This is a genomic window from Pseudomonas palleroniana (assembly GCF_022836895.1).
In the GTDB taxonomy this organism is placed as follows: domain Bacteria; phylum Pseudomonadota; class Gammaproteobacteria; order Pseudomonadales; family Pseudomonadaceae; genus Aquipseudomonas; species Aquipseudomonas palleroniana.
In genome coordinates this window covers 1,248,005-1,268,329 of record NZ_CP092411.1, presented here as the reverse complement: position 1 = coordinate 1,268,329, position 20,325 = coordinate 1,248,005, and the positions used below count along the sequence as shown (strand labels likewise).

The following is a 20,325-nucleotide window of genomic DNA, read 5'->3' as shown; positions in this document are numbered from 1 at the left end:
CCATTGGGCTCTAAGGACCACTCGTGATCGTTTACGCTGCGACCAAACAGCAATTCCTCAAAGACAGCGATAACGACGATATTGAAGATGTGATCCTCAGGCACTTCAAAGAAGCCACCGGTAAGAAGGTAGGCGCATCGGAGATCAGATCCTGGCAGGGTTCACTGACTTATATGGCCAAGGTACTTCGAGACGACGGCCTGCCCAACGATGCCGGCCTGGCCATCGAGTTGCACATCCCACAATCATCGAAACGAATCGACTTTTTGCTGACAGGTCGCGATGAGAATCAGGCCAAAAACGCGGTACTGATCGAGCTGAAGCAATGGAGCAAGGCAAGCGCAACCACCAAGGATGCTATTGTCGAAACGGCGCTGGGTGGTGGCCTTGTCGAGACCATTCATCCGTCCTACCAAGTCTGGTCGTATGCCGCGCTGCTGGAGGGCTTCAACGAAGCCGTCTACGACAAAAGCATAGAAGTACGCCCCTGTGCCTACCTCCATAACTATGTCAGCGACGGCATCATCAACTCAGCACACTACGAAGCCTATACCAGCAAAGCCCCCTTGTTCCTCAAAGGCCCCGAAGAGCTTGCAAAGCTGCGAAGTTTCCTCAAGAAGCACATCATTCATGGCGATAACAAGGAGGTGCTTTACGAACTCGCCAACGGGAAGATTCGCCCGTCCAAAGCGCTGGCTGATGCGCTGAGCGGACTAATGAAAGGCAAGCCTGAGTTCGTATTGATTGATGATCAAAAGGCAATCTTCGAGTCGGCGCTCGCAGCGGCAAGTGAGGCCTCTATCGAAGTGCCAAAGGTGCTAATCATCGAGGGCGGTCCGGGAACCGGAAAAACCGTATTGGCAATCAACTTACTGGTAAGACTCACCGCCTTGAAGCTGTTGAGCAAATACGTCTCGAAAAATGCTGCGCCACGCAAGGTATACGAGAGCAAATTGGTTGGTACTGTCAAACGTAGCCACTTCTCCAATTTCTTTTCCGGATCGGGGGCGTTTATCGAAACCGAGTCCAATACGTATGACGCACTTATCGTTGACGAAGCCCACAGGCTCAATGAGAAAAGCGGGCTTTATGGAAACCTGGGAGAAAACCAAATCAAGGAGCTGATCGAGTCAGCAAAATGCTCGATTTTCTTCATCGACGAAGACCAGCGCGTGACCTTGAACGACATTGGTAGCAAGCAGGCTATCCGCGCCTTTGCCAAAGCCAAAGGCGCAACCGTGGAGGAATACATACTTTCTTCCCAGTTCCGTTGCAGTGGTTCTGATGGTTACCTGGCGTGGTTGGATGACGTATTGGGGATTCACGCGACAGCCAACCCGCTGCTCGATACCAGCGAGTATGAGTTCAAGGTGTTCGACTCCCCCCAGGTGATGCACGCGGCTATTGAGCAGAAAAACCACGGAAACAAGGCTCGCGTTGTCGCGGGTTACTGCTGGCCTTGGCTCAGCAAGAAAGACTCCAAGGCCGCTGACATCGTTATCGGCGATGACTACGCACGCCAATGGAACCTGGATCAGGATGGCAGTTTGTGGATCATCGCGGAAAACTCCATTGAGCAGGTCGGCTGTATCCACACCTGCCAAGGGCTGGAAGTGGATTATATTGGTGTGATAATCGGACCGGATTTGATCGTGCGTGACGGGCAGGTGATGACGTCGCCGCTTAAGCGAGACAAACACGACAAATCGATTCGTGGCTGGAAAAAGTTGATGAAGGAGCAACCTGCTCTGGCACAGCAGGAGACAGACCTGATCATCAAAAACACGTATCGAACACTGATGACCCGTGGGATGAAAGGCTGCTACCTGTACTGTACCGATCAGGAGACCGCGCAATACTTTGAGAGCCGACTTGCCGGGTACAGCAAGGACTGATGCCCCCCGCGGGTTGGATGTCACTATTCGGAGTTCAGTCCCACAAAAAACCGTAGGCTGAACCACAAAAAAAGCCGGTAAAATGCCGTGCAAAAATCACAAAAAAGTGGGGGAACAAATGGGGGACCAGAGCGCTTTTTAGAACACCTAAATCATTGTTTTTCAAAAACATAGATCAATTAAAAGCTAACCACAAGCCGGCTTTTTAATGTCTGTAAAATCCCCAAACAGTTGTCCAACGACTGTTGGACAACTAAATGATCAATAGTGGATGGCTTGCATACTGCACATCCGCCTCCGAAGGGTGTTAGCCAGGCTGCAAACACTCCACCGCCCGATCCGCCACCATCTTCGCCATCTCCACCAAATGCATCACCGCCCTCTGCGGCGCACCCAGCGGCTCGCCAAGCACCTGCGATGTCGCCATCGCACATTGCAGCAACTCCGCCACCCGCACCCAGGCGTCCTCAAAGCTAAGTTCTTCATTAACAGTAAATGGGTAAGTGGCAGCCGACGGCGGCAAATTCGAATCAACGTTATCCATAGCAAAACCTCTAGCGGTAAGTGAATACCACCGTCCTTTCGCGACTAAACGAGCAGAGGTGGCGGCTGTACGCAGGTTAGTCGACCGGCCGCTAGGCACCGGCGCACCCGGAGGTGCCCTGCGCACAGCCACCATAAAGTGCAGGTGGAAAGACACCTGTCTTTGGGATGGCGCGTGCGCCTAGCGGAGTTCGGGCGACTAAACCCGATCACTGAATAAGCAGTGACAAACCGCAGCCTAGTCACCCATCCCCGCTGGCGCAATGCGCTTGGGATTCTCTCGGAAACGTCCCGCAAATGAAAGCGACCCGCCCTGCTGGCCCTTGGAAATCAGCGCATTCTCGCCCCTGTGTTCCGCCCACCCACCTGTGTTCCCTGGTGACACTTGCTCGCCTTGCCCTTACCCGATAAACGCCAGATGAAACGTCCTACACGCATATCTAAACAAACCGTTTAACGCCAATACCCCCGCCTTCCTTCTGCGCTGGCCCAAAACCTGCTTATTGCACACCGTACAATAAAACCGGCCTGAGCCGGATTCATGTCAACCACTGCTGCGCAATGCAGCTCGGGGAATGCTGATGTCTACAACACCGCTTCACTCTTCCAACCATGGCCTGGCGCGGTCGCTCAAGGAGCGTCATGTAATGCTGATTGCGATTGGCGGGATTATCGGGGCCGGTTTGTTTTTGGGCTCGGGCAAGGCGATTGCCACAGCGGGGCCAGCGTTGTTGCTGGCGTATGCGTTGTGTGGGGGGATGGTTTATCTGATTGCGCGGGCACTGGGGGAGTTGTCGTTGTATCGGCCCAGCAGTGGGTCGTTTGCGACCTACGCGGAGGAGTTTCTGGGGCCGCGGGTAGCGTTTATCACGGGGTGGTCGTATTGGATGATCTGGATTCTGGTGGGGGTGCTGGAGGTCACCGGGATTGGTTTGTTGATGAAGTATTGGTACCCGGATTTGCCGCAGTGGATTCCCGCGTTGGTCACCGTGGGCGTGTTGATGGTGATCAATCTGTTTGCGGTTAAGACGTTTGGCGAGGTGGAGTTCTGGCTGGCGTTGATCAAGGTGTTGACGATTGTCGGGCTGATTGTAGCGGGGTTGGTAATTCTGTTGTTTGGGTTGGAAACCTCGGCGCAGACGGCACCTTCGGTGGCCAATCTCTGGCGGCATGCTGGCTTTTTTCCGAATGGCTGGAGTGGCTTTTGGTTCGCGGTACCTGTCGCCGCGTTTACCTTTGCGGGGGTTGAGGTGGTGGGTTTGGTGGCGGCGGAAACGGCGCAGCCGCAGCGTACGTTGCCGCGTGCAATCAACAGCATCCTGTGGCGCATGGCGATTTTTTATCTCGGGTCGACGGCGGTGATCATGGCGCTGTATCCGTGGAATCAGATCGATACGGCGCAAAGCCCGTTTGTGATGGTGTTCGACAGTATCGGGCTGGGGATGGCCGCCGGGCTTATCAATTTTGTGGTGATCAGTGCATTGGCGTCTTCGTGTAATACCGGGCTGTTTGCCACCAGCCGGATGTTGTTTGCGCTGTCGCATCTTCAGCAAGCGCCCCGCCAGCTGCAGGTGTTGAGCCCACGCCAGGTGCCGGCCCGCTGCTTGATGGTATCGACCGCGATTTTGCTGGTCGGCGTGCTGCTCAACTACTGGATCCCGGAGAGCATTTTCAGCCTGTTGATGACCGGAATCCTGGGCCTGCTGATTTGGGTGTGGGTGGTGATTATCACGGCGCATATGGCCTATCGCCGCAAGGTGCGGCGCAACGAATTGAAGGAGGTGCACTATCGCCTGCCCTGGCCCCAGGTCAGCAGTGTGCTGGTGCTAGGTTACCTAGGCGTGCTGACGGTGCTGGTGATCCGCGACCCGGAGACGCGCGCGGCGTTTTATGTGGCGGCGGCGTGGTTTGCGCTGTTGATGCTGGTGTATCCGAAACGCGCCGCGTCGAAGAAGGGGGTGAGTGATGCCTGGAATGCTTGAGCTTGAGCGCTGCATCCAACGCTACATTCGCGCCAACCCCAACAGCGCCCGCCAGTTGGATTGGGCGGCGCGGGTGATGCCTGGCGGGAATACGCGGTCGGTGTTGTTTTATGAACCCTTCCCACTGGTGATGAAGGGAGGCAGCGGGTGTTTTCTTGATGACCTGGACGGGCATCGCTACGTCGACTTCCTGGCCGAATACACCGCAGCGCTGTATGGGCACTCCCACCCGATCATCACCCATGCCCTGGCGACCGCCATGGCAAACGGTTTGAACCTGAGTGCCCACACAGAGTGGGAGGCGCGCCTGGCGACGTTGATTGTGGAGCGCTTCGCTTGTATCGAGCAGGTGCGCTTTACCAACTCCGGCACCGAGGCGAATTTACTCGCGCTGGCGGCAGCAAAAGCCTACACCGGGCGCAGTGGTGTCATCGCCTTCAACGGCGGCTATCACGGTGGCGTGTTGAGTTTTGCCGGGGCGAACACGCCGATGAATGTGCCGCACCGGGTGTACCTGGCCGACTTTAACGATCTGGGCAGCGTGGAGCGGCTGCTGCATGAGCAGGTCGACATTGCGGCGATCCTGGTGGAGCCCATGTTGGGTGCGGGTGGATGTATCTGCGCCGAGCCGGGTTTTCTCCAAGGGTTGCGGGAGCGGAGCCAGGTCCATGGCACGCTACTGATCTTCGACGAAGTGATGACCTCACGCCTGGGCCCCGGTGGCCTGCAGGAAAAACTTGCGATCACGCCCGACCTGATCACCCTGGGCAAGTACCTCGGCGGTGGCATGCCGTGCGGCGTACTCGGCGGCCGAGAGGAGATCATGGCGCAGTTTGACCCTCGGCGTGGCAGCCTCTCCCATGCCGGCACATTCAACAACAATGTGCTGACCATGGCGGCGGGGATCGCGGGATTGGAGCAGGTGTATACCCGCGACGCAGCCTTGAAACTCAACGCCCGTGGCGACCGCCTGCGCGAGCAACTCAATGCGGTGCTGGCACCTGTATCGATGCAATTTACCGGACAAGGTTCGGTGATGAACCTGCATCCCACCGACTTGCCGATCAGGCGCCCCGCGGATATTCCGACGGGCCAGAACCACCTGCGTGATCTGTTCTTCTTTCACCTGCTCGAATCTGGGATCTACAGTGCGCGACGCGGGTTGTTTGCGCTGAGCCTGCCCCTGACCGAGCACGAACTGAACCGACTGGTGACGGCCACGCAGTTGTTCGTCGAGCGCTACGCAGGCCACTGACGCCGCCCCCCCGGAAGAGCGACAGCGAATCGGTGAACCGCTATCCTTTCGCCGTCGCTTAACCGGAGCCCTGACCATGACCAGCAAAACCGCAAACCCACGGGGCAGGCGTAAAAAAGCCGCTGGCGAAGAGGCCAAAAACCCACTCAACAAAGACACCATCATCAGCGCCGCACTGGCGCTGATCGACCGCGAGGGCCTGGAGAAATGCAGCCTGCGCAACCTGGCTGGCAGCCTGGGCGTATACCCGACGGCCATCTATTGGTATGTCTCGTCGCGGGAGTTGTTGTTAAGCGAAGTGCTGGCCAAAGTCCTGGAAAATGTAGCGCCCGGGCCTCAGGAACGCTGGCAGGATTATCTGCGTGCGGCGATGGTCAACTGCCATGACGCGGTGCGCCGGCATCCGAATATCGCACCACTGCTGGGTTCGCAATTGGTGTCCAACGCCAGCACGGATTTCAAGTTGGTCGAAGGCGTGTTGGCCGCGTTGCAACAGGCCGGTTTCAGCGGCCCTTCCCTGGCTGGGGCCTATAATTCCTTTATCGCCGCCCTCGCCGGGTTCACTACATTGGAGTTCGCCCCCCTGCCGGAGAACACCGCTGCCTGGCAGCGCCAGGTGCAGGAAAACCTGCGGGCCGTCGACGCGGAGCAACACCCCACGCTCGCGCAGAATATGGACCAATTGAGCAATCGCGGCTTCAGCCTGCGTTGGCAAAATGGTGTCGACGCGGCGCTGAATGACAGCTTCACGTTCTACGTCGACACCCTCCTCTGCGGCCTGGAAACCCTGGCTGCCCGCCGCTGATCATTCGTACCCCAGCGGATGTGCTCAGTCCAGTATCAAGTGCGGCAAAAACCGGCTCGAATCCTTGGTAATCAGACTATTGTCCTCCCGCACGCCGATGCCTGCGGCCTGATCGCCAATCACCCAAGAGCCAATCAGCGTGTAGCTGTCGCCAAACCGTGGCAGCGGCGCAAACTCTTGAAGGATAAACGGCGCATCCGTGTAAGGCCCGTCCTCCTTCACGATCAGGCCGTCAGCCGTTTGCAGCTCAATATTCGCGCCTTCCCGCGAGAAGAACGGCTTGCGCACCCAGCCCTTCGGCACGGCCTTGCCGGGGTCGGTATCCAGGTGGGATACGAGCAGATTCGGGTGGCCTTTGTTGAACTCCCACAACAGCGGCAGGATGCCTTTGTTGGAGAGGATGGATTTCCAGGCGGGCTCGAAAAACTGCGTGTCACTCTGGGCGATCGCCGCGCCAAAAGGCTCGTGGAAGATGAATTCCCAGGCGTGCAGTTTGAACAGGTGGGGAATCCAGCGATCTTCGAGATCGACGAAACGGCCTTCACTGGTCAGGCCGATGTCTTCAATGTCGATGTGGCGCGATTCGATGCCGACTGTTTCCGCGACCAGGCGCAGGTAATCGGTGGTGCCCTTGTCTTCGACCGAGTCTTTCATCGAGGCGAAGTAAAACGGCTGCTTGACCTGCAACTGGGCGAAAGCCTGGTGCAGTTTGGTGTCGATGCTGTTGAACTGGTCGGCATGCTTGGGCAGCAAGCCGCGCTCGATGCATTGTTCCAACCAGCCCCACTGGAACGCCGCCGCTTCATACAAGCTGGTCGGTGTGTCGTAGTTGAGCTCCAGCAACTTGGCCGGCCCGGCGCCGTTGTAGGAGAAATCCATGCGCCCATACAAGTGCGGGTGCCCTTCGAGCCATGAGGTTCGGATCATGTCGAAGAAGGCTGCGGGAATGCTCAGGCGCCCGAGCAGCTCTTCGCTGTGGACCACGCGGGCCACGAGGTCCATGCACATGTCATGGATCTCGGTGGTCGGGTCTTCGAGGTCTTGCTCGATTTGCTTGAGCGTGAACTGGTAATACGCGCGCTCGTCCCAGTAGGGTTCGTCGTCAATGGTATGGAACAGAAAGCCGAGGCTTTCGGCCGTCTGTTTCCAGTCATGACGCTCTGCGCAATGGATCTTCTTCATGGCCAGATTTCCTTAACTGCTCGACCCGCCGCCGCCCCAGCCGCTGCGTGCGCTGGCCTTGCTGCCAAAACCGCCACGGGAGGTGGACGATGCAACGGACACCGGCTTGCTCGAAGAGCGCAGCGTGTTCGAGTAGTTGCTGCTGCCGTACCGGGCCTGGTTCGAGCGGCCGAATGTAGCCCCATTGGACACGCGCTGGTTGAGCGTCGAGGAGGCGTAGTTGCCGCGATCATCGCGATAGCGATACACCGGCTCGGAGCTGTAGCTGTTGCGGTTGTTGCTCAGCATGTTGCCGATCAGCAGCCCGGTCAGCAGGCTGCTGGTGGAGAAGCCGGAGCCGCCACCGCTCGCTTGCGCGCCAGCCACTTGGGCGTTGGCAGCGTCGACCTGGGACTGTGTCACCTGGCCTGCGGCGGTCAGTTCGAAACCGCCCAGCCTGGGAATGAACTTGCCGGTGGAGTCCTGCTGGCACCAGTCGGCGACAAAGTCGGCATCGCAATCGGCCTGGCTGTCGTACACCGGCGCAATGCGGCGGTGCTCAGCCATGGCCGTCATGTAGGCGTCCGAGCAGACGTCCACCGGAAGCTTTTCATCGGCGCATTGCTGAACCGACTGGAAGTTGTACTTCTTCTGCAAATCGTAGGTTTTTTCCGTCGGCCCACAACCGGATATCGCCATGGCGACCGACGCAGCCAGCGACAGCTGGACATACTTGCTTCGTTTCATCAAAGGCTCCGTGCGTAATCAGTTCTGGGTAGGCGTCATGCACGCGGCATTCAACATGCCGACGCTGATGGCGACGGCGGCCACGTAGATACCGGCCGCGAGCTCGCCGTTCTTGATGCGCTCGGACGTGCCTTTGAGCACCAGGCTGGTCAGCAGAAACGCCAACAGCTGGACGACGGCTGCGATCACCGCCCAGACGGCGAAGTCGAGGAGGTTGATCGAGTACGCAATCACATTGCTGGCCGGAATCGCGAAACCGATAATCGCACCGCCCAGCGCGACCGCCGCCGCCACGTTGTTCGCACGGATCAGCTCGAACTCCTTGTGCGGAGTGACGCGGGTGTAGATGAACTGGAACAGGCCGAACAGCACGGCAGCCCCCAGGATGTAGATGACAAACCCGAACACGGCCGCTTTGTTCAGGGAAATAGAGAGAGCTTCGAGCATGGACTTCTTCCTTTTTTAGAGCACATTCAAATCGGTTGTGTACAGCGAGATGCCCAGCGACGTGCTCAGGCTGACGGTGCCTTCAGCGTCTTCCTCGACGGAGAACAGCAGGAACTCCCGGCGATCGGTCAGGCCGGTATCACGGGCATATAGCATCGAGCGGTGCTCGACGCTGTAGGAGGTCTCGGGGTTTATCACCTGCTCGCTCATCGCCACCAGTTCTGTCTGGCCATTTTCGCTGCCCCACACGCGCGCGTATTCGACGCCGTCGTGGGTGTAGGTCGGCAACCCGATCAGGCTTTGCGGGCCGGCCAGCCGACGCAGTTCCGCTTCGCTGCTGAGGGTGACGTAACTCAGGTAGTTGAACAGGATCACTGACTCCACCTGGCCGGCGATGTCGCCTGTGGTGTGCACCTGCAACCAGTAGTCTTCATCGTTCATGTAATAGCGCGACAGCCAGGTCGACTGCCCGAGGTCAATGGTGCCGTTGCTCCAGATTTCCTGGGAGCCGGGGATGACCACCGTGGTTTGCCCATCGAGCAGCAACTTCAGGCTACTGTCGAACATCACGCCTTTGCCCGGCGCCAGGCCCAGCGGCCCGGTCGTCGGCAGCGGTTCGGCGGCGGCCCGGTTCGCTGGGGTATTCGCGTTCGGGGCCTCAAGCCCCATCAACTGTTTAAACCATCCCATTGGAGATTTCCTTGAGGCGGGTGGAGGCGATGTAGAAGAGTTCGCCGCCTTCAACGCGGGTGGCGCTGGGCGGGTTGATCGACGGTTGCTGGGCATCTTTGGCGCGATAGCCGATGAGCGTGGCGTTGTGCTGTTCTTTCATCCGGGTGTACAGGTCGCCGAAGGTGGCTTCAAAGGCTTCGGGCAACTTCATCAGGTATTGGGTGGCACCCTGCCCCACGCACAGCAGCTCATTAATGACCACCGACGAGCCCGGATCCTGAGAGGCGCGTACCAGCATCTCGATGGCCATGCTTGAGGTGCACTCCAGGCGGGGTGCATAGGAGCTGGCCAGTGCGGCGATTTCACTGTCATTGAAGTGGGCGACCACATGCCCGACAGGATTGAGTTGGTTCACCGCCAGCACGGTGGCCAGGGTCAGATCGTCAGAGGGGGTTCGCACCAGCACGCGCTCTGCACCGGGCACCCCCGCACGCAGCAATAACGCGATGGAAGACAGGCTTTCGCCGCGGATGAATGCCGCCTTGCCCGGCATCGGGTTTTCGTCGAGGGTGCAATCGCAGATGACGATCAGGTTGTCGTTCGAGGTCTCGTCTTGCAGCAACAACTCAATGACCCGCTCACTGGATGCGCCTTCCCAGCCGATGAGCACGGTATGGCCGACCTTGCCGGTGAAATCGCCTTTTCCCTTCATGCCTTTTCTCCATGCATCGATGACACTGCTGGTGGTTTTACCGATGGCTGCGGTCAGCAGCGCGATGCCTCCGAGCATGACCCAAGCCGCCACGAACACTCGGCCTGCCGAAGTCTGCGGCGCAAGATCGCCATAGCCGACGGTCAGCGTGGTGGTGAGATAGAAATAAACAAATGTGGCGAGAGCGGTCAGGTGTTGCTCGCCCAGATATACCAGGCCCAGATAAGCCGTGCTCAGGTGGACGCCCAAGGCAATGACCAGACCTGCCCAGCCGAAACGGTGAAAAAGGGAGGAAGCGTACATGCGCAACAGAAGAAAAATCGACATTTCGTCCCTGGTTCCCTGGGTTCTTGCTTCCTGATGTCGTCGCCTCGGCATCTGGATGCTCGAGTGCGCTCAGCCGGCATTAAACCTGCTACCTGGTTTGGAGAGAAGTACCTTGGCTGCAATAAATCCGGCGAATGCACCAAACAGATGCCCTTCGAAGGAAACCCCTTGGCGAGGAAGAAAGCCCAGGACCAGGCCGCCGTACAGCGCCGCCACTACACCCGCTGTTATGAGGTTGCTCCAGCTCCTGTGAAACCAGGCGCGAGACAACAGGTAGGCCCATAAGCCGAATACCCAACCGCTGGCCCCCACGTGTATGCCCGCAAAACCGAATAACCAGACCAGCGAACCGCCCAGCAGAATAATGATCGCGCTGACGGTCACGAATCGATTGAGCCCTTCGATAATCACCAGCGTGCCCAGTACCAGGAAGGCAATCAGGTTCGCACTCAGGTGGGCGAAAGACGCGTGCAAAAACGGTGACGTGAGGATGCCGGCCAACCCCTGCAGTGTTCTTGGGATCAGACCAAACGCCATGAGGCTGTAGCCGGTCGCTACATTCAGCAGTTGCAGCGCGACCATGAACAGAGCCAGGCCTGCGATTGTCTTGAAACCTTTCAGGGCGTCCATCCTGACCTCGACCTAAAAGAAGGGCAGACAGCGCCCTTCTTGTTGCGGCTGTATTTACTCGGCCGACTTTTGCTTCAGACGCTCCAGAATCGCATTGGCACTGCCTTCGTTCGGCGTGATGCCAGCTTCGCGAAGCTTGCGCTCGAGGTCGGTACCGGTCGATGCATCGGCCAGTTCGTCCTGGGCTTGCAGCTCAGCGGCGCGTTGCTGCTGTTTGGCCTGCAGGCGATTGAGCGTACCGACAGCGGTTTCCAGCTTGCCGTTGGCACCGCCGCTGGCGATGGAAGCGCTGACCTGGGCCTTCTGCACGCTTTCACGCGCCTTGGCCATATCCACTTGCTGGCGCAGGCTTTTGATCCGGCCTTCGGCCTTGGTGATGTCCTTGCGCATGCCGTCGGCATAGCCACCGAACTCGGCCGCCTGCTTTTGCTCGACGTCGCGGTCGTTGGTCAGGGTCGAAATGGCTTCGGCCACTTCAAGGGCCAGGTCTTCACGATTGGCCTGGATCGCGGCCATCGCCTTGGACTCCAGGTCAGAGATCTTGGCGTTGTACTCATTGACGCGATCAGTCGCCAGTTTGTGCTTGGCCATGATGCTGACCAGTTCACGCTTGGCGTTGGCCAGCGCGCTGTCGGCATCGCGGATTTCCTGGTCGAGGATGCGCAAGGCTTGCTGGTCGACGATCGATTCGCCGACTTCGTTGGCACCGCCACGCAGCGCGGTGAACAGTTTGCTCCAGATGGATTGAGTCATTGGATACTCCCGAATACTTAATTGAAGAAACGTTCAAAGGCTTCGCTGGCGCGTTGCACGTTGTCGACGAGGGTTTTCACCTCGGTCACGATGTTGGTCAGGCTGGAGTCGGAGCTCAACGCGCCGAACATGTTGTAGACGACCTGCCCGTTAGGCATGGACTCGATACCGATGGAAGACAGCGGGAACATTTCCCGGCTGCGCAGCACCGCGTCATTGAACCGGGGTACATCGTTGATGGACTCGACGTCGACCAGCACGGTGTCGACGATGATCTGATCGCCCACCACCGCGATGTAAATCGGCAAGCCACCGAAGTCGTTCATTTCCAGCTTGATGCTGGACTCGGAGCCTTGAAGCAGAGAAAGCGTGATGTCCTTGTTGACCACCTCGTCCAGGGCCTGAAGCGCGCTGAAGAGGCGATCGATGTTCCAGTTAGTACCTGCGCTCATATAAGTCTCCGACAAGAATGAGCCAGCTAGAATCGGCTGGCGAAGCTGTTTCTCCATTTGCTTGAGCAGGCTTCGATTTTCGGGAAGCACCCAAGTCTCGTGTTTCACATAACCGGCGGCCGCCAGGCCCGCGCGCATCTGCTTCATGTAGAAACTCGATGGTTTTTTCGCGGACGGTTTCAAGCGCTCTCCCTGAAGGCTTGCTGAATCGGTCTCGGGCCCTGCTGACGGGCTCGATGGAGAGCTGCTGTTCATACCACTGACCTCGCTCTGAAAAACTCACGCGTGAGGAAATCTACAGGTAATGCTTGTCGGGCTCAATAGCTCACGCGTGAGATTTTTAGCCATCCAAGATTGTCCCTTTTGAGTTGACGGTATGACCTGTTTCAGCCGATTTATCGCCCAGCACTCCCCCAGTAATCTGTGCCCATGTTGAACGCAACGCCAAACCCACTTAAACAAAAAGGATTCAACCATGAGCACTCCAACCTACAACCGCCTCAACAAAGACGACGCCATCGTTCTGCTGGTTGACCACCAGACCGGCCTGATCTCCCTGGTGCAGGACTTCTCCCCCAACGAATTCAAGAACAACGTGCTCGCCCTGGCCGACCTGGCCAAGTTCTTCAACCTGCCGACCATCCTGACCACCAGCTTCGAGCAAGGCCCTAACGGCCCACTGGTGCCGGAGCTGAAGGAAATGTTCCCGGACGCGCCGTACATCGCTCGCCCCGGTCAGATCAATGCGTGGGACAACGAAGATTTCGTCAAGGCGATCAAGGCCACCGGCCGCAAGCAGATCATCATTGCCGGTGTGGTGACGGATGTGTGCGTAGCGTTCCCGACGTTGTCGGCATTGGCCGAAGGGTTTGAGGTGTTTGTGGTCACCGATGCGTCCGGTACGTTCAACACCACGGTGCAGCAAGCGGCGTGGAGCCGGATGACCCAAGCCGGGGCGCAGTTGATGAACTGGTTCTCGGTGGCGTGTGAGCTGCACCGCGACTGGCGCAACGACATTGAAGGGCTGGGGAACCTGTTGTCCCAGCGCATCCCTAACTATCGCAACTTGATGAATAGTTATTCGGCGCTGACGGCGCGCAAGGACTGAGTCAACCGCTGCACCACTAAGCCTGCCTTGAACAGCAGGCTTTTTTCGTGAGTAACTCGCCATTCGCAATCAGCCCGCCAGCTCCCGTTCAATCTGCTCGATACTCGGCAGATTGGTTTGCAACTCTGCGGGCAACGACTCAACCAACTGGTATTGCGCCACGCCAATCGGTCGATTGTTGTCGCGCAGCGCATATTCGGCGACGACTTCGTTCTTGCTCTTGCACAACAGCAGGCCGATGGTGGGTCCGTCTTGTGGATGCTTAAGCTGGGCATCGACAGCCGCGAGATAAAAGCTCAACTTCCCCAGGTGCTCGGGTTTGAACTTGCCCGCTTTCAGTTCTATCACCACGTAGCAGCGCAGCTTCAAGTGATAGAACAACAGGTCGACGAAGAACTCATCGCCGCCGACGTCCAGCAATACCTGCTGGCCAACGAAGGCGAAACCCGCACCGAGCTCCAACAAGAAATCGGTGACGTGCTTGATCAAGGCGTTTTCGATATCACGCTCCTGCGCGTCCAGGCCCAGGCTGAGGAAATCGAAACGATAGGGATCTTTTAGCGACTCCCGCGCCAGGTCGGATTGCGGCTTGGGCAGGTGATATTCGAAGTTGCTGACAGCCTTGCCACTGCGCTCCAGCAATCGGTTTTCGATCTGCATGACCAGGGTATTACGCGACCAGTTGTGCTCGATTGCCTGGGCGATATACCAGCGCCGGGTTTCGGGGCTGGGGAGTTTGTCCAGTAGCGCCAGTTGGTGATACCAAGGCAATTGTGCAAGCACCTCTTGCACAAATTCCGAGTCTGGCCACGCCTCGGCAAAAGCGCGCATGTACTTGAGATTTCGCGGTGAGAACCCCTTCATGCGGGGAAAAGCCGTGCGCAAATCCTGGGCCAGGCGATCAATGACTTTGCTCCCCCACCCCTGCTCGGCTTGGCGGGTCAAGATGTCGTGGCCAATCTGCCAATAGAGCAACACCAGCTCCCGATTGACCGCCAGTGTGGCTCGCTGTTGCGCCGCGTGAATACGCCCTTTCAGGTCCGTCAGCCAGTCGCTGTAGCCCGCTGGAGGCGTGGTCAAGCCGATACAGGTTTCGCTCATGCCGTTTCACTCGTTGAGTTTTGAGGCAGGCTAGTCAGGGGTATTGGCTGTCACAAGGGGCCAAGGGCGGTTCAGGAACAGCCTTCCAAGGATTACCGAAACGTCCTGCTGGCAATGACAAATCGGCGCATTGCGGACCCCACGCTTGACTCTCCCCTATACGGCAACCCTTACCCTGAAACACCTTGTTCAGGACCCCACCTCATGCCGCCGCGCACTCTGGTTATTCTCGGCCACCCCTCTAACGCCAGCTTCTGTTCGGCCCTGGCCGACGCCTACATCCATGCCGCAAAAGCCGCCGGCCATGAAGTACGCGTGCTGCGCCTGGGGGAGCTGGCTTTCGACCCCGTCCTGCACCACGGCTACAGCCAGGCCCAACCACTGGAGCTCGACCTGCTCAGCGCACAATGCGACATCCTTTGGGCCAACCATCTGACGTTTGTTTTCCCGGTCTGGTGGGGCGGCATCCCCGCCTTGATGAAGGGCTTCATCGATCGCGTGTTCCTGTCCGGCTTCGCCTTCAAATACCGAGCCGGCAAGGCGTTCCCTGACAAGCTGCTGCAGGGCCGGACCGCACACTTGTTGGTGACCCTGGATACACCCCCCTGGTATTACCGCTGGTTCTATCGCATGCCGGGCATCCATCAGATGCGCAAGACCACACTGGCGTTTTGCGGCATCAAGCCGCTCAAGACGTTGCAGTTCGGGCCGGTGCTGGGCTCTACTGCGGCGCAGCGGGACAAGTGGCTGAAACAGGCCGGCGCTTTAATAGGAAAAGGGAGTTTTCATGTACATCGGCAAAGCCTCGCAGTTGTCAGGCACGACCATCAAGGCGATCCGTCACTATGAGGCGATTGGGCTGCTGCCAGAACCGCAGCGCCAAGGCCAATACCGGGTCTATTCGGAGCAGAGCGTTGAGTTGCTGATGTTTATCAAGTGCGCGCAACAGCTGGGGTTCAAACTCAAGGAATTGCAGGAAATCCTTCAGGGCCACCAGGGTGACGCATTGCCTTGGGAACGGGCGGAACAGGCCATCAACAATAAGAAACGCGAGTTGGCCGTACAGATGGCTGCACTGCAAAAGATGCAGACGGGGCTGCTCGAGTTCGAAGCCCAATTAAAAAACGCACACGGCCGTTGCTCTCAATCGGCCATAGCCCCTGCCTGAGTGGACGATGAGCCGAATAGAATGCACAATCGGCTCACATAATGAGCCGAATAGCGTTTTTATTCGGCTCACACGCTCAGGTATCTCTCCATGGATCACCCGCTCTGGATCTGGCAACACCACGATTGGCCGCATTTCCACTGGCAACCGGGACGCCTGGCCGCCTTGTTGCGCGAGTGCGGGCAAGCGCAAGGCAAGCTGCTGGGTATGCTCGGTACAGTCAGCCAAACGGTCAGTGCGCAGAATGCGCTGGATGCGTTGCTGCAAAACATCCTGACCTCTTCGGCCATCGAGGGGGAACAGTTGAATGTGGGTTCGGTGCGTTCGTCCCTGGCACGACGGATGGGCCTGGAGGCAATGACAGACGGGCAGGTCAGCCGTCGCAGCGAGGGCCTTGCTGAACTGATGATGGATGCCACTCAACCATTCGCGCAGCCATTCACCCTCTCGCGTCTATTGAATTGGCACCACTTATTGTTTCCGGCACCCGAGGCAGGCTTTGCCGCCCGCGCATTGAATATAGGTGCACTGCGCGGGGATGAGCCCATGCAGGTGGTATCGGGCCGGCTTGACCGACCGACCGTGCATTTCGAGGCGCCGCCACGCCTGGGCCTTGAGCAAGCGCTGGAGGAGTTCCTGGAATGGTTTGAAAGCAGTCGTAATCAACCGGAACTGGACCCACTGGTCCGCGCCGGCGTGGCGCATTTCTGGTTTGTCACGCTGCACCCATTCGATGACGGCAACGGTCGCCTGACCCGTGCCATCACGGATTTGGCGTTGGCCCAGGGCGAGCACCAAGCCATCCGTTTTTACGCAATGTCGGCCAGCATTCTCGAGGACCGCGCCGGTTATTACCACGCACTGGAGTCCAGTCAGAAGGCCACGCTGGATATCACCGACTGGCTGGAATGGTTCCTCAAAACCCTGTTGAACAGCCTGCAGCAGGCGATGGCTCGGATTGATCGGGTATTGGACAAAAGCCGTTTCTGGCAGCTGCACCGCGACCTCGCGTTGTCCGCCGAACAGATCAAGGTGCTCAACCGCCTGCTCGACGGCGGTGAAAAGGGCTTTGAGCACGGGATCAGCGCCGCTCAGTACCAAGCCGTCGCCAAGGTGTCAAAAGCCACGGCGACGCGTCACCTGGCTGATCTGCTGGAAACCGGCTGCCTGGTGCGATTGCCCGGTGGAGGCCGCAGCACACGCTATCAAATCAACAATGGGAAAGATTGAACAGCGCCCCGCTCATTTGCCCAGAATCCCCATGTCTGCTAGTGTCGCGCCGGTTTACCGTCTACCGGAATAGCCGCCATGGCCCGCAAAAAAGTTGCACTCGATTTCGAACAATCCCTCGCCGACCTGCAAGCCCTGGTCGAGCGTCTGGAGAACGGCGAGTTGTCGCTGGAAGACTCGTTGACGGCGTTTGAGCAAGGCATCGGCCTGACTCGCGACTGCCAGAGCGCGTTGGCGCAGGCGGAGCAGAAGGTGCAAGTGCTGCTGGAACGTGACGGAGAGTTGGCCGAGGAACCTTTCGATGCGGAACAGCCGGAATGATCGACGCGTATCAGGCCAGTAGCCAAGCCCGGGTCAACGCGGCGCTGGAACCCTTGTTTGTGGCGCCCAGCCCGGAAATGAACCGCCTGTATGCCGCCATGCGCTACAGCGTGATGAATGGCGGCAAGCGCGTGCGCCCATTGCTGGCGTATGCCGCCTGTGAAGCCCTGGGTGCGCCGGCCGAAGAGGCCAATGGCGCGGCGTGTGCGGTGGAGCTGATTCACGCCTACTCCCTGGTGCATGACGATTTGCCGGCCATGGACGACGACGATCTGCGTCGCGGCCAACCGACGACTCACAAAGCCTTTGATGAGGCCTATGCGATTCTGGCCGGTGATGGCCTGCAGAGCCTGGCGTTCAGCGCCTTGCTGGACCCACGCTTGAGCAGCGTGAATGCCGAGATCCGCCTGCGCATGGTGACCACACTCGCCCACGCCGCCGGCCCGGCCGGCATGGTCGGCGGGCAAGCCATCGACATGGGCTCCGTCAGCCTCAAGCTGGACCAGCACGCCCTGGAACACATGCATCGCCACAAGACCGGCGCGCTGATCGAAGCCGCCGTGCACCTGGGCGCCCTGGCCAGTGGCCGCGCGCAAGCTGCGCAATTGGCGGCCCTGCAGACCTACTCCCGGGCCATCGGCCTGGCGTTCCAGGTGCAGGACGACATTCTGGATGTGGAAAGTGACACCGCCACCCTGGGCAAACGCCAAGGTGCCGATATCGCGCGGGACAAACCGACTTATCCGTCCCTGCTCGGCCTTGAAGCCGCCAAGGTCTATGCCCTGGAACTGCGCGACCAGGCCCTGGATGCCCTGCGACCTTTCGACGCGGCAGCCGAGCCGCTGCGCGACCTGGCACGGTATATCGTCGAACGCCGCCACTGAGCCGCCACTGAGCAAGTGCGGCCATTCGCGCCGCCTAATCAGCCAAGTTCGGCGCTTCGCGTGGGCAGTTTGCGATGCTTGAGGTAAACTGCCGCCTCTTTTATACCTATAACGATTCGCCTGATGCCCACGACGTTTCAAGAGATTCCCCGCAAGCGCCCGTCCACGCCCCTGCTCGACCGTGCTGCCACGCCGGACGGCCTGCGTCGACTGGGTGAAGCCGAGCTGGAAACCCTGGCCGATGAGTTGCGCCTGGAATTGCTCTACACGGTCGGCCAGACCGGTGGGCATTTCGGTGCCGGGCTGGGCGTTATCGAGCTGACCATCGCCCTGCATTACGTGTTCGACACCCCGGACGACCGGCTGGTGTGGGACGTGGGCCACCAGGCGTACCCGCATAAAATCCTGACCGGTCGTCGCGAGCGCATGAGCACGCTGCGCCAGAAGGACGGCGTGGCCGCCTTCCCGCGTCGCTCCGAGAGCGAGTACGACACCTTTGGCGTCGGCCACTCCAGCACCTCCATCAGTGCAGCGCTGGGCATGGCGATTGCCGCCCGCCTGCAAGGCAGCGAGCGCAAGGCGATTGCGGTGATTGGTGACGGCGCATTGACCGCCGGCATGGCCTTCGAGGCGCTGAACCATGCGCCGGAAGTGGACGCCAATATGCTGGTGATCCTCAACGACAACGACATGTCGATCTCGCGCAATGTCGGTGGCCTGTCCAACTACCTGGCCAAAATCCTCTCCAGCCGTACTTACGCGAGCATGCGTGAAGGCAGCAAAAAGGTGCTCTCGCGTCTGCCCGGCGCGTGGGAAATTGCCCGGCGCACCGAAGAGTACGCCAAGGGCATGCTGGTGCCTGGCACCCTGTTCGAAGAGCTGGGCTGGAATTACATCGGCCCCATCGACGGCCACGACCTGCCGACCCTGATCGCCACACTGCGCAATATGCGCGACCTCAAGGGCCCGCAGTTCCTGCATATCGTCACCAAGAAGGGCAAAGGCTTCGCGCCGGCGGAAGTCGACCCGATCGGTTACCACGCGATCACCAAGCTGGAGCCACTGGACGCCCCCGCCGCTGCACCGAAAAAGGCCAGCGGGCCTAAGTATTCCGGGGTATTTGGCGAATGGCTGTGCGACATGGCCGCCGCCGACCCGCGCCTGGTGGGCATTACCCCGGCCATGAAGGAAGGCTCCGACCTGGTGGCGTTCAGCGAGCGTTTCCCGCTGCGTTACTTCGACGTGGCGATTGCCGAGCAGCACGCGGTCACCTTCGCCGCCGGCATGGCCTGTGAAGGCGCCAAGCCCGTGGTGGCGATCTACTCGACGTTCCTGCAGCGCGGTTACGACCAACTCGTCCACGATGTGGCCGTGCAGAATCTCGACGTCTTGTTCGCCATCGACCGCGCCGGCCTGGTGGGCGAAGACGGCCCGACCCACGCCGGCAGTTTCGATCTGTCGTACCTGCGTTGCATCCCCGGCATGCTGGTGATGACGCCAAGCGACGAGAACGAACTGCGCAAAATGCTCAGCACCGGCCACCTGTACAACGGCCCGGCTGCAGTGCGTTACCCACGCGGCACGGGCCCGAATGCGGTGATCGAGAAGGACCTGGAACCGATCGAGATCGGCAAGGGCATCGTGCGCCGCCAAGGCCGCCAGACGGCATTCCTGGTGTTTGGCGTGCAATTGGCCGAAGCCTTGAAAGTGGCCGAAAAGATCGACGCCACCGTGGTCGACATGCGTTTCGTCAAGCCGCTGGATGAAGCACTCGTGCGCGAGATCGCCGGTAGCCATGAGCTGCTGGTGACCCTCGAAGAGAACGCCATCATGGGCGGTGCGGGCGCGGCGGTCAGCGAGTTCCTGGCGCGGGAGAATGTGCTCAAGTCGGTACTGCACCTGGGCTTGCCGGATGTGTACGTCGAACATGCCAAGCCGGCGCAGATGCTGGCTGAATGCGGGCTGGATGAAGCCGGTATCGAGGCGGCGGTGCGTGAGCGCATGACGCTGCTGGGCCTGTAACAAGCATCAAACTGTGGGAGGGGGCTTGCTCCCGATTGCCGTGTGTCAGTCTCGATATCTATGACTGATGCACCGCTATCGGGAGCAAGCCCCCTCCCACATTTGATGGG

The 20,325-nt window shown here is 59.2% G+C and carries 21 protein-coding genes; 11 read left to right on the top strand and 10 right to left on the bottom strand.

Translation table 11 applies throughout. The features are described 5' to 3' along the window. Window positions 1-23 precede the first annotated feature (23 nt). Window positions 24-1,895, top strand: a complete 1,872-nt coding sequence (locus tag MJP36_RS05735; protein WP_244385019.1) for a DUF2075 domain-containing protein — start codon at window positions 24-26, stop codon at window positions 1,893-1,895. Between the two features lie 307 nt (window positions 1,896-2,202). On the opposite strand, the gene MJP36_RS05730 is transcribed toward MJP36_RS05735, so the two are convergent. Continuing rightward, on the bottom strand, window positions 2,203-2,439 hold the full coding sequence (locus tag MJP36_RS05730; RefSeq protein ID WP_244385018.1) for a DUF6124 family protein: 237 nt from the start codon (window positions 2,437-2,439) through the stop codon (window positions 2,203-2,205). A 580-nt stretch (window positions 2,440-3,019) separates the two neighbouring features. Here MJP36_RS05730 and MJP36_RS05725 point away from each other — a divergent pair. The 3 genes from MJP36_RS05725 (at window position 3,020) to MJP36_RS05715 (ending at window position 6,480) form a co-directional block, all read left to right on the top strand. Then, a complete protein-coding gene (locus MJP36_RS05725) occupies window positions 3,020-4,420 on the top strand; it encodes an amino acid permease (RefSeq protein ID WP_244385017.1) in 1,401 nt (466 codons plus the stop codon). Then, window positions 4,404-5,675 (top strand): aspartate aminotransferase family protein, encoded by a 1,272-nt coding sequence (locus MJP36_RS05720; RefSeq protein WP_244385016.1) that lies wholly within the window; start codon window positions 4,404-4,406, stop codon window positions 5,673-5,675. The genes MJP36_RS05725 and MJP36_RS05720 overlap by 17 nt, the downstream gene beginning before the upstream one ends. A 76-nt stretch (window positions 5,676-5,751) precedes the next feature. Next, window positions 5,752-6,480: a TetR/AcrR family transcriptional regulator C-terminal domain-containing protein gene (locus MJP36_RS05715; protein ID WP_244385015.1), complete on the top strand. Its 729-nt coding sequence runs from the start codon at window positions 5,752-5,754 to the stop codon at window positions 6,478-6,480. A 24-nt stretch (window positions 6,481-6,504) separates the two neighbouring features. On the opposite strand, the gene MJP36_RS05710 is transcribed toward MJP36_RS05715, so the two are convergent. The 8 genes from MJP36_RS05710 to MJP36_RS05675 all read right to left on the bottom strand — a co-directional run bounded on the left by MJP36_RS05710 (window position 6,505) and on the right by MJP36_RS05675 (window position 12,528). After that, window positions 6,505-7,662: a glutathionylspermidine synthase family protein gene (locus tag MJP36_RS05710; protein ID WP_244385014.1), complete on the bottom strand. Its 1,158-nt coding sequence runs from the start codon at window positions 7,660-7,662 to the stop codon at window positions 6,505-6,507. 12 nt (window positions 7,663-7,674) lie between these two features. Next, window positions 7,675-8,388, bottom strand: a complete 714-nt coding sequence (locus tag MJP36_RS05705) for a DUF1190 domain-containing protein (RefSeq protein ID WP_060755234.1) — start codon at window positions 8,386-8,388, stop codon at window positions 7,675-7,677. Window positions 8,389-8,406: 18 nt separating this feature from the next. Next, on the bottom strand, window positions 8,407-8,835 hold the full coding sequence (locus MJP36_RS05700; protein WP_090365620.1) for a DUF350 domain-containing protein: 429 nt from the start codon (window positions 8,833-8,835) through the stop codon (window positions 8,407-8,409). Between the two features lie 15 nt (window positions 8,836-8,850). After that, window positions 8,851-9,525 (bottom strand): DUF2491 family protein, encoded by a 675-nt coding sequence (locus tag MJP36_RS05695; protein ID WP_090365618.1) that lies wholly within the window; start codon window positions 9,523-9,525, stop codon window positions 8,851-8,853. Further along, complete coding sequence (locus MJP36_RS05690) at window positions 9,512-10,546, bottom strand: ion channel (protein ID WP_090365617.1); 1,035 nt, start codon at window positions 10,544-10,546, stop codon at window positions 9,512-9,514. The genes MJP36_RS05695 and MJP36_RS05690 overlap by 14 nt, the downstream gene beginning before the upstream one ends. A 69-nt stretch (window positions 10,547-10,615) precedes the next feature. Then, on the bottom strand, window positions 10,616-11,176 hold the full coding sequence (locus tag MJP36_RS05685) for a rhomboid family intramembrane serine protease (protein ID WP_161548458.1): 561 nt from the start codon (window positions 11,174-11,176) through the stop codon (window positions 10,616-10,618). Between the two features lie 54 nt (window positions 11,177-11,230). After that, window positions 11,231-11,929 carry a PspA/IM30 family protein gene (locus tag MJP36_RS05680; protein WP_060755239.1) on the bottom strand — a complete coding sequence of 233 codons (699 nt, stop codon included), beginning with the start codon at window positions 11,927-11,929 and terminating at the stop codon, window positions 11,231-11,233. A 17-nt stretch (window positions 11,930-11,946) separates the two neighbouring features. Further along, entirely contained in the window at window positions 11,947-12,528 is a 582-nt protein-coding gene (locus MJP36_RS05675; protein ID WP_244385013.1) for a YjfI family protein, read from the bottom strand. Between the two features lie 328 nt (window positions 12,529-12,856). On the opposite strand from MJP36_RS05675, the gene ycaC reads away from it, so the two are divergent. After that, window positions 12,857-13,489: an isochorismate family cysteine hydrolase YcaC gene (gene ycaC / locus MJP36_RS05670; protein ID WP_060755241.1), complete on the top strand. Its 633-nt coding sequence runs from the start codon at window positions 12,857-12,859 to the stop codon at window positions 13,487-13,489. 69 nt (window positions 13,490-13,558) lie between these two features. On the opposite strand, the gene MJP36_RS05665 is transcribed toward ycaC, so the two are convergent. Next, on the bottom strand, window positions 13,559-14,590 hold the full coding sequence (locus tag MJP36_RS05665; protein WP_104996078.1) for a PDDEXK nuclease domain-containing protein: 1,032 nt from the start codon (window positions 14,588-14,590) through the stop codon (window positions 13,559-13,561). Between the two features lie 204 nt (window positions 14,591-14,794). Here MJP36_RS05665 and MJP36_RS05660 point away from each other — a divergent pair, with 204 nt between their 5' ends. The 6 genes from MJP36_RS05660 to dxs all read left to right on the top strand — a co-directional run bounded on the left by MJP36_RS05660 (window position 14,795) and on the right by dxs (window position 20,215). After that, a complete protein-coding gene (locus MJP36_RS05660; RefSeq protein WP_244385012.1) occupies window positions 14,795-15,439 on the top strand; it encodes an NAD(P)H-dependent oxidoreductase in 645 nt (214 codons plus the stop codon). Continuing rightward, the gene (locus MJP36_RS05655) at window positions 15,378-15,758 is read left to right on the top strand and encodes a MerR family transcriptional regulator (protein ID WP_244385011.1); all 381 of its coding nucleotides are present in this window, start codon (window positions 15,378-15,380) and stop codon (window positions 15,756-15,758) included. The genes MJP36_RS05660 and MJP36_RS05655 overlap by 62 nt, the downstream gene beginning before the upstream one ends. Before the next feature lie 90 nt (window positions 15,759-15,848). Next, a complete protein-coding gene (locus MJP36_RS05650) occupies window positions 15,849-16,988 on the top strand; it encodes a Fic family protein (protein ID WP_244385010.1) in 1,140 nt (379 codons plus the stop codon). A 78-nt stretch (window positions 16,989-17,066) separates the two neighbouring features. Continuing rightward, window positions 17,067-17,309, top strand: coding sequence for an exodeoxyribonuclease VII small subunit (locus MJP36_RS05645; protein ID WP_003194556.1), 243 nt, complete (start codon window positions 17,067-17,069; stop codon window positions 17,307-17,309). Next, window positions 17,306-18,193 (top strand): (2E,6E)-farnesyl diphosphate synthase, encoded by an 888-nt coding sequence (gene ispA, locus MJP36_RS05640; RefSeq protein WP_060755246.1) that lies wholly within the window; start codon window positions 17,306-17,308, stop codon window positions 18,191-18,193. The genes MJP36_RS05645 and ispA overlap by 4 nt, the downstream gene beginning before the upstream one ends. Before the next feature lie 123 nt (window positions 18,194-18,316). Continuing rightward, the gene (dxs, locus tag MJP36_RS05635; RefSeq protein WP_060755247.1) at window positions 18,317-20,215 is read left to right on the top strand and encodes a 1-deoxy-D-xylulose-5-phosphate synthase; all 1,899 of its coding nucleotides are present in this window, start codon (window positions 18,317-18,319) and stop codon (window positions 20,213-20,215) included. The last annotated feature ends 110 nt before the right edge of the window (window positions 20,216-20,325 follow it).

Excerpts from the sequence above, each read along its gene's own strand:
- MJP36_RS05730 (WP_244385018.1), bottom strand. The coding sequence starts at position 2,439 with ATGGATAACGTTGATTCGAATTTGCCGCCGTCGGCTGCCACTTACCCA.
- MJP36_RS05725 (WP_244385017.1), top strand. The coding sequence starts at position 3,020 with ATGTCTACAACACCGCTTCACTCTTCCAACCATGGCCTGGCGCGGTCG.
- MJP36_RS05720 (WP_244385016.1), top strand. The coding sequence starts at position 4,404 with ATGCCTGGAATGCTTGAGCTTGAGCGCTGCATCCAACGCTACATTCGC.
- MJP36_RS05715 (WP_244385015.1), top strand. The coding sequence starts at position 5,752 with ATGACCAGCAAAACCGCAAACCCACGGGGCAGGCGTAAAAAAGCCGCT.
- MJP36_RS05710 (WP_244385014.1), bottom strand. The coding sequence starts at position 7,662 with ATGAAGAAGATCCATTGCGCAGAGCGTCATGACTGGAAACAGACGGCC.
- MJP36_RS05705 (WP_060755234.1), bottom strand. The coding sequence starts at position 8,388 with ATGAAACGAAGCAAGTATGTCCAGCTGTCGCTGGCTGCGTCGGTCGCC.
- MJP36_RS05700 (WP_090365620.1), bottom strand. The coding sequence starts at position 8,835 with ATGCTCGAAGCTCTCTCTATTTCCCTGAACAAAGCGGCCGTGTTCGGG.
- MJP36_RS05695 (WP_090365618.1), bottom strand. The coding sequence starts at position 9,525 with ATGGGATGGTTTAAACAGTTGATGGGGCTTGAGGCCCCGAACGCGAAT.
- MJP36_RS05690 (WP_090365617.1), bottom strand. The coding sequence starts at position 10,546 with ATGTCGATTTTTCTTCTGTTGCGCATGTACGCTTCCTCCCTTTTTCAC.
- MJP36_RS05685 (WP_161548458.1), bottom strand. The coding sequence starts at position 11,176 with ATGGACGCCCTGAAAGGTTTCAAGACAATCGCAGGCCTGGCTCTGTTC.
- MJP36_RS05680 (WP_060755239.1), bottom strand. The coding sequence starts at position 11,929 with ATGACTCAATCCATCTGGAGCAAACTGTTCACCGCGCTGCGTGGCGGT.
- MJP36_RS05675 (WP_244385013.1), bottom strand. The coding sequence starts at position 12,528 with ATGAAGCAGATGCGCGCGGGCCTGGCGGCCGCCGGTTATGTGAAACAC.
- ycaC (WP_060755241.1), top strand. The coding sequence starts at position 12,857 with ATGAGCACTCCAACCTACAACCGCCTCAACAAAGACGACGCCATCGTT.
- MJP36_RS05665 (WP_104996078.1), bottom strand. The coding sequence starts at position 14,590 with ATGAGCGAAACCTGTATCGGCTTGACCACGCCTCCAGCGGGCTACAGC.
- MJP36_RS05660 (WP_244385012.1), top strand. The coding sequence starts at position 14,795 with ATGCCGCCGCGCACTCTGGTTATTCTCGGCCACCCCTCTAACGCCAGC.
- MJP36_RS05655 (WP_244385011.1), top strand. The coding sequence starts at position 15,378 with ATGTACATCGGCAAAGCCTCGCAGTTGTCAGGCACGACCATCAAGGCG.
- MJP36_RS05650 (WP_244385010.1), top strand. The coding sequence starts at position 15,849 with ATGGATCACCCGCTCTGGATCTGGCAACACCACGATTGGCCGCATTTC.
- MJP36_RS05645 (WP_003194556.1), top strand. The coding sequence starts at position 17,067 with ATGGCCCGCAAAAAAGTTGCACTCGATTTCGAACAATCCCTCGCCGAC.
- ispA (WP_060755246.1), top strand. The coding sequence starts at position 17,306 with ATGATCGACGCGTATCAGGCCAGTAGCCAAGCCCGGGTCAACGCGGCG.
- dxs (WP_060755247.1), top strand. The coding sequence starts at position 18,317 with ATGCCCACGACGTTTCAAGAGATTCCCCGCAAGCGCCCGTCCACGCCC.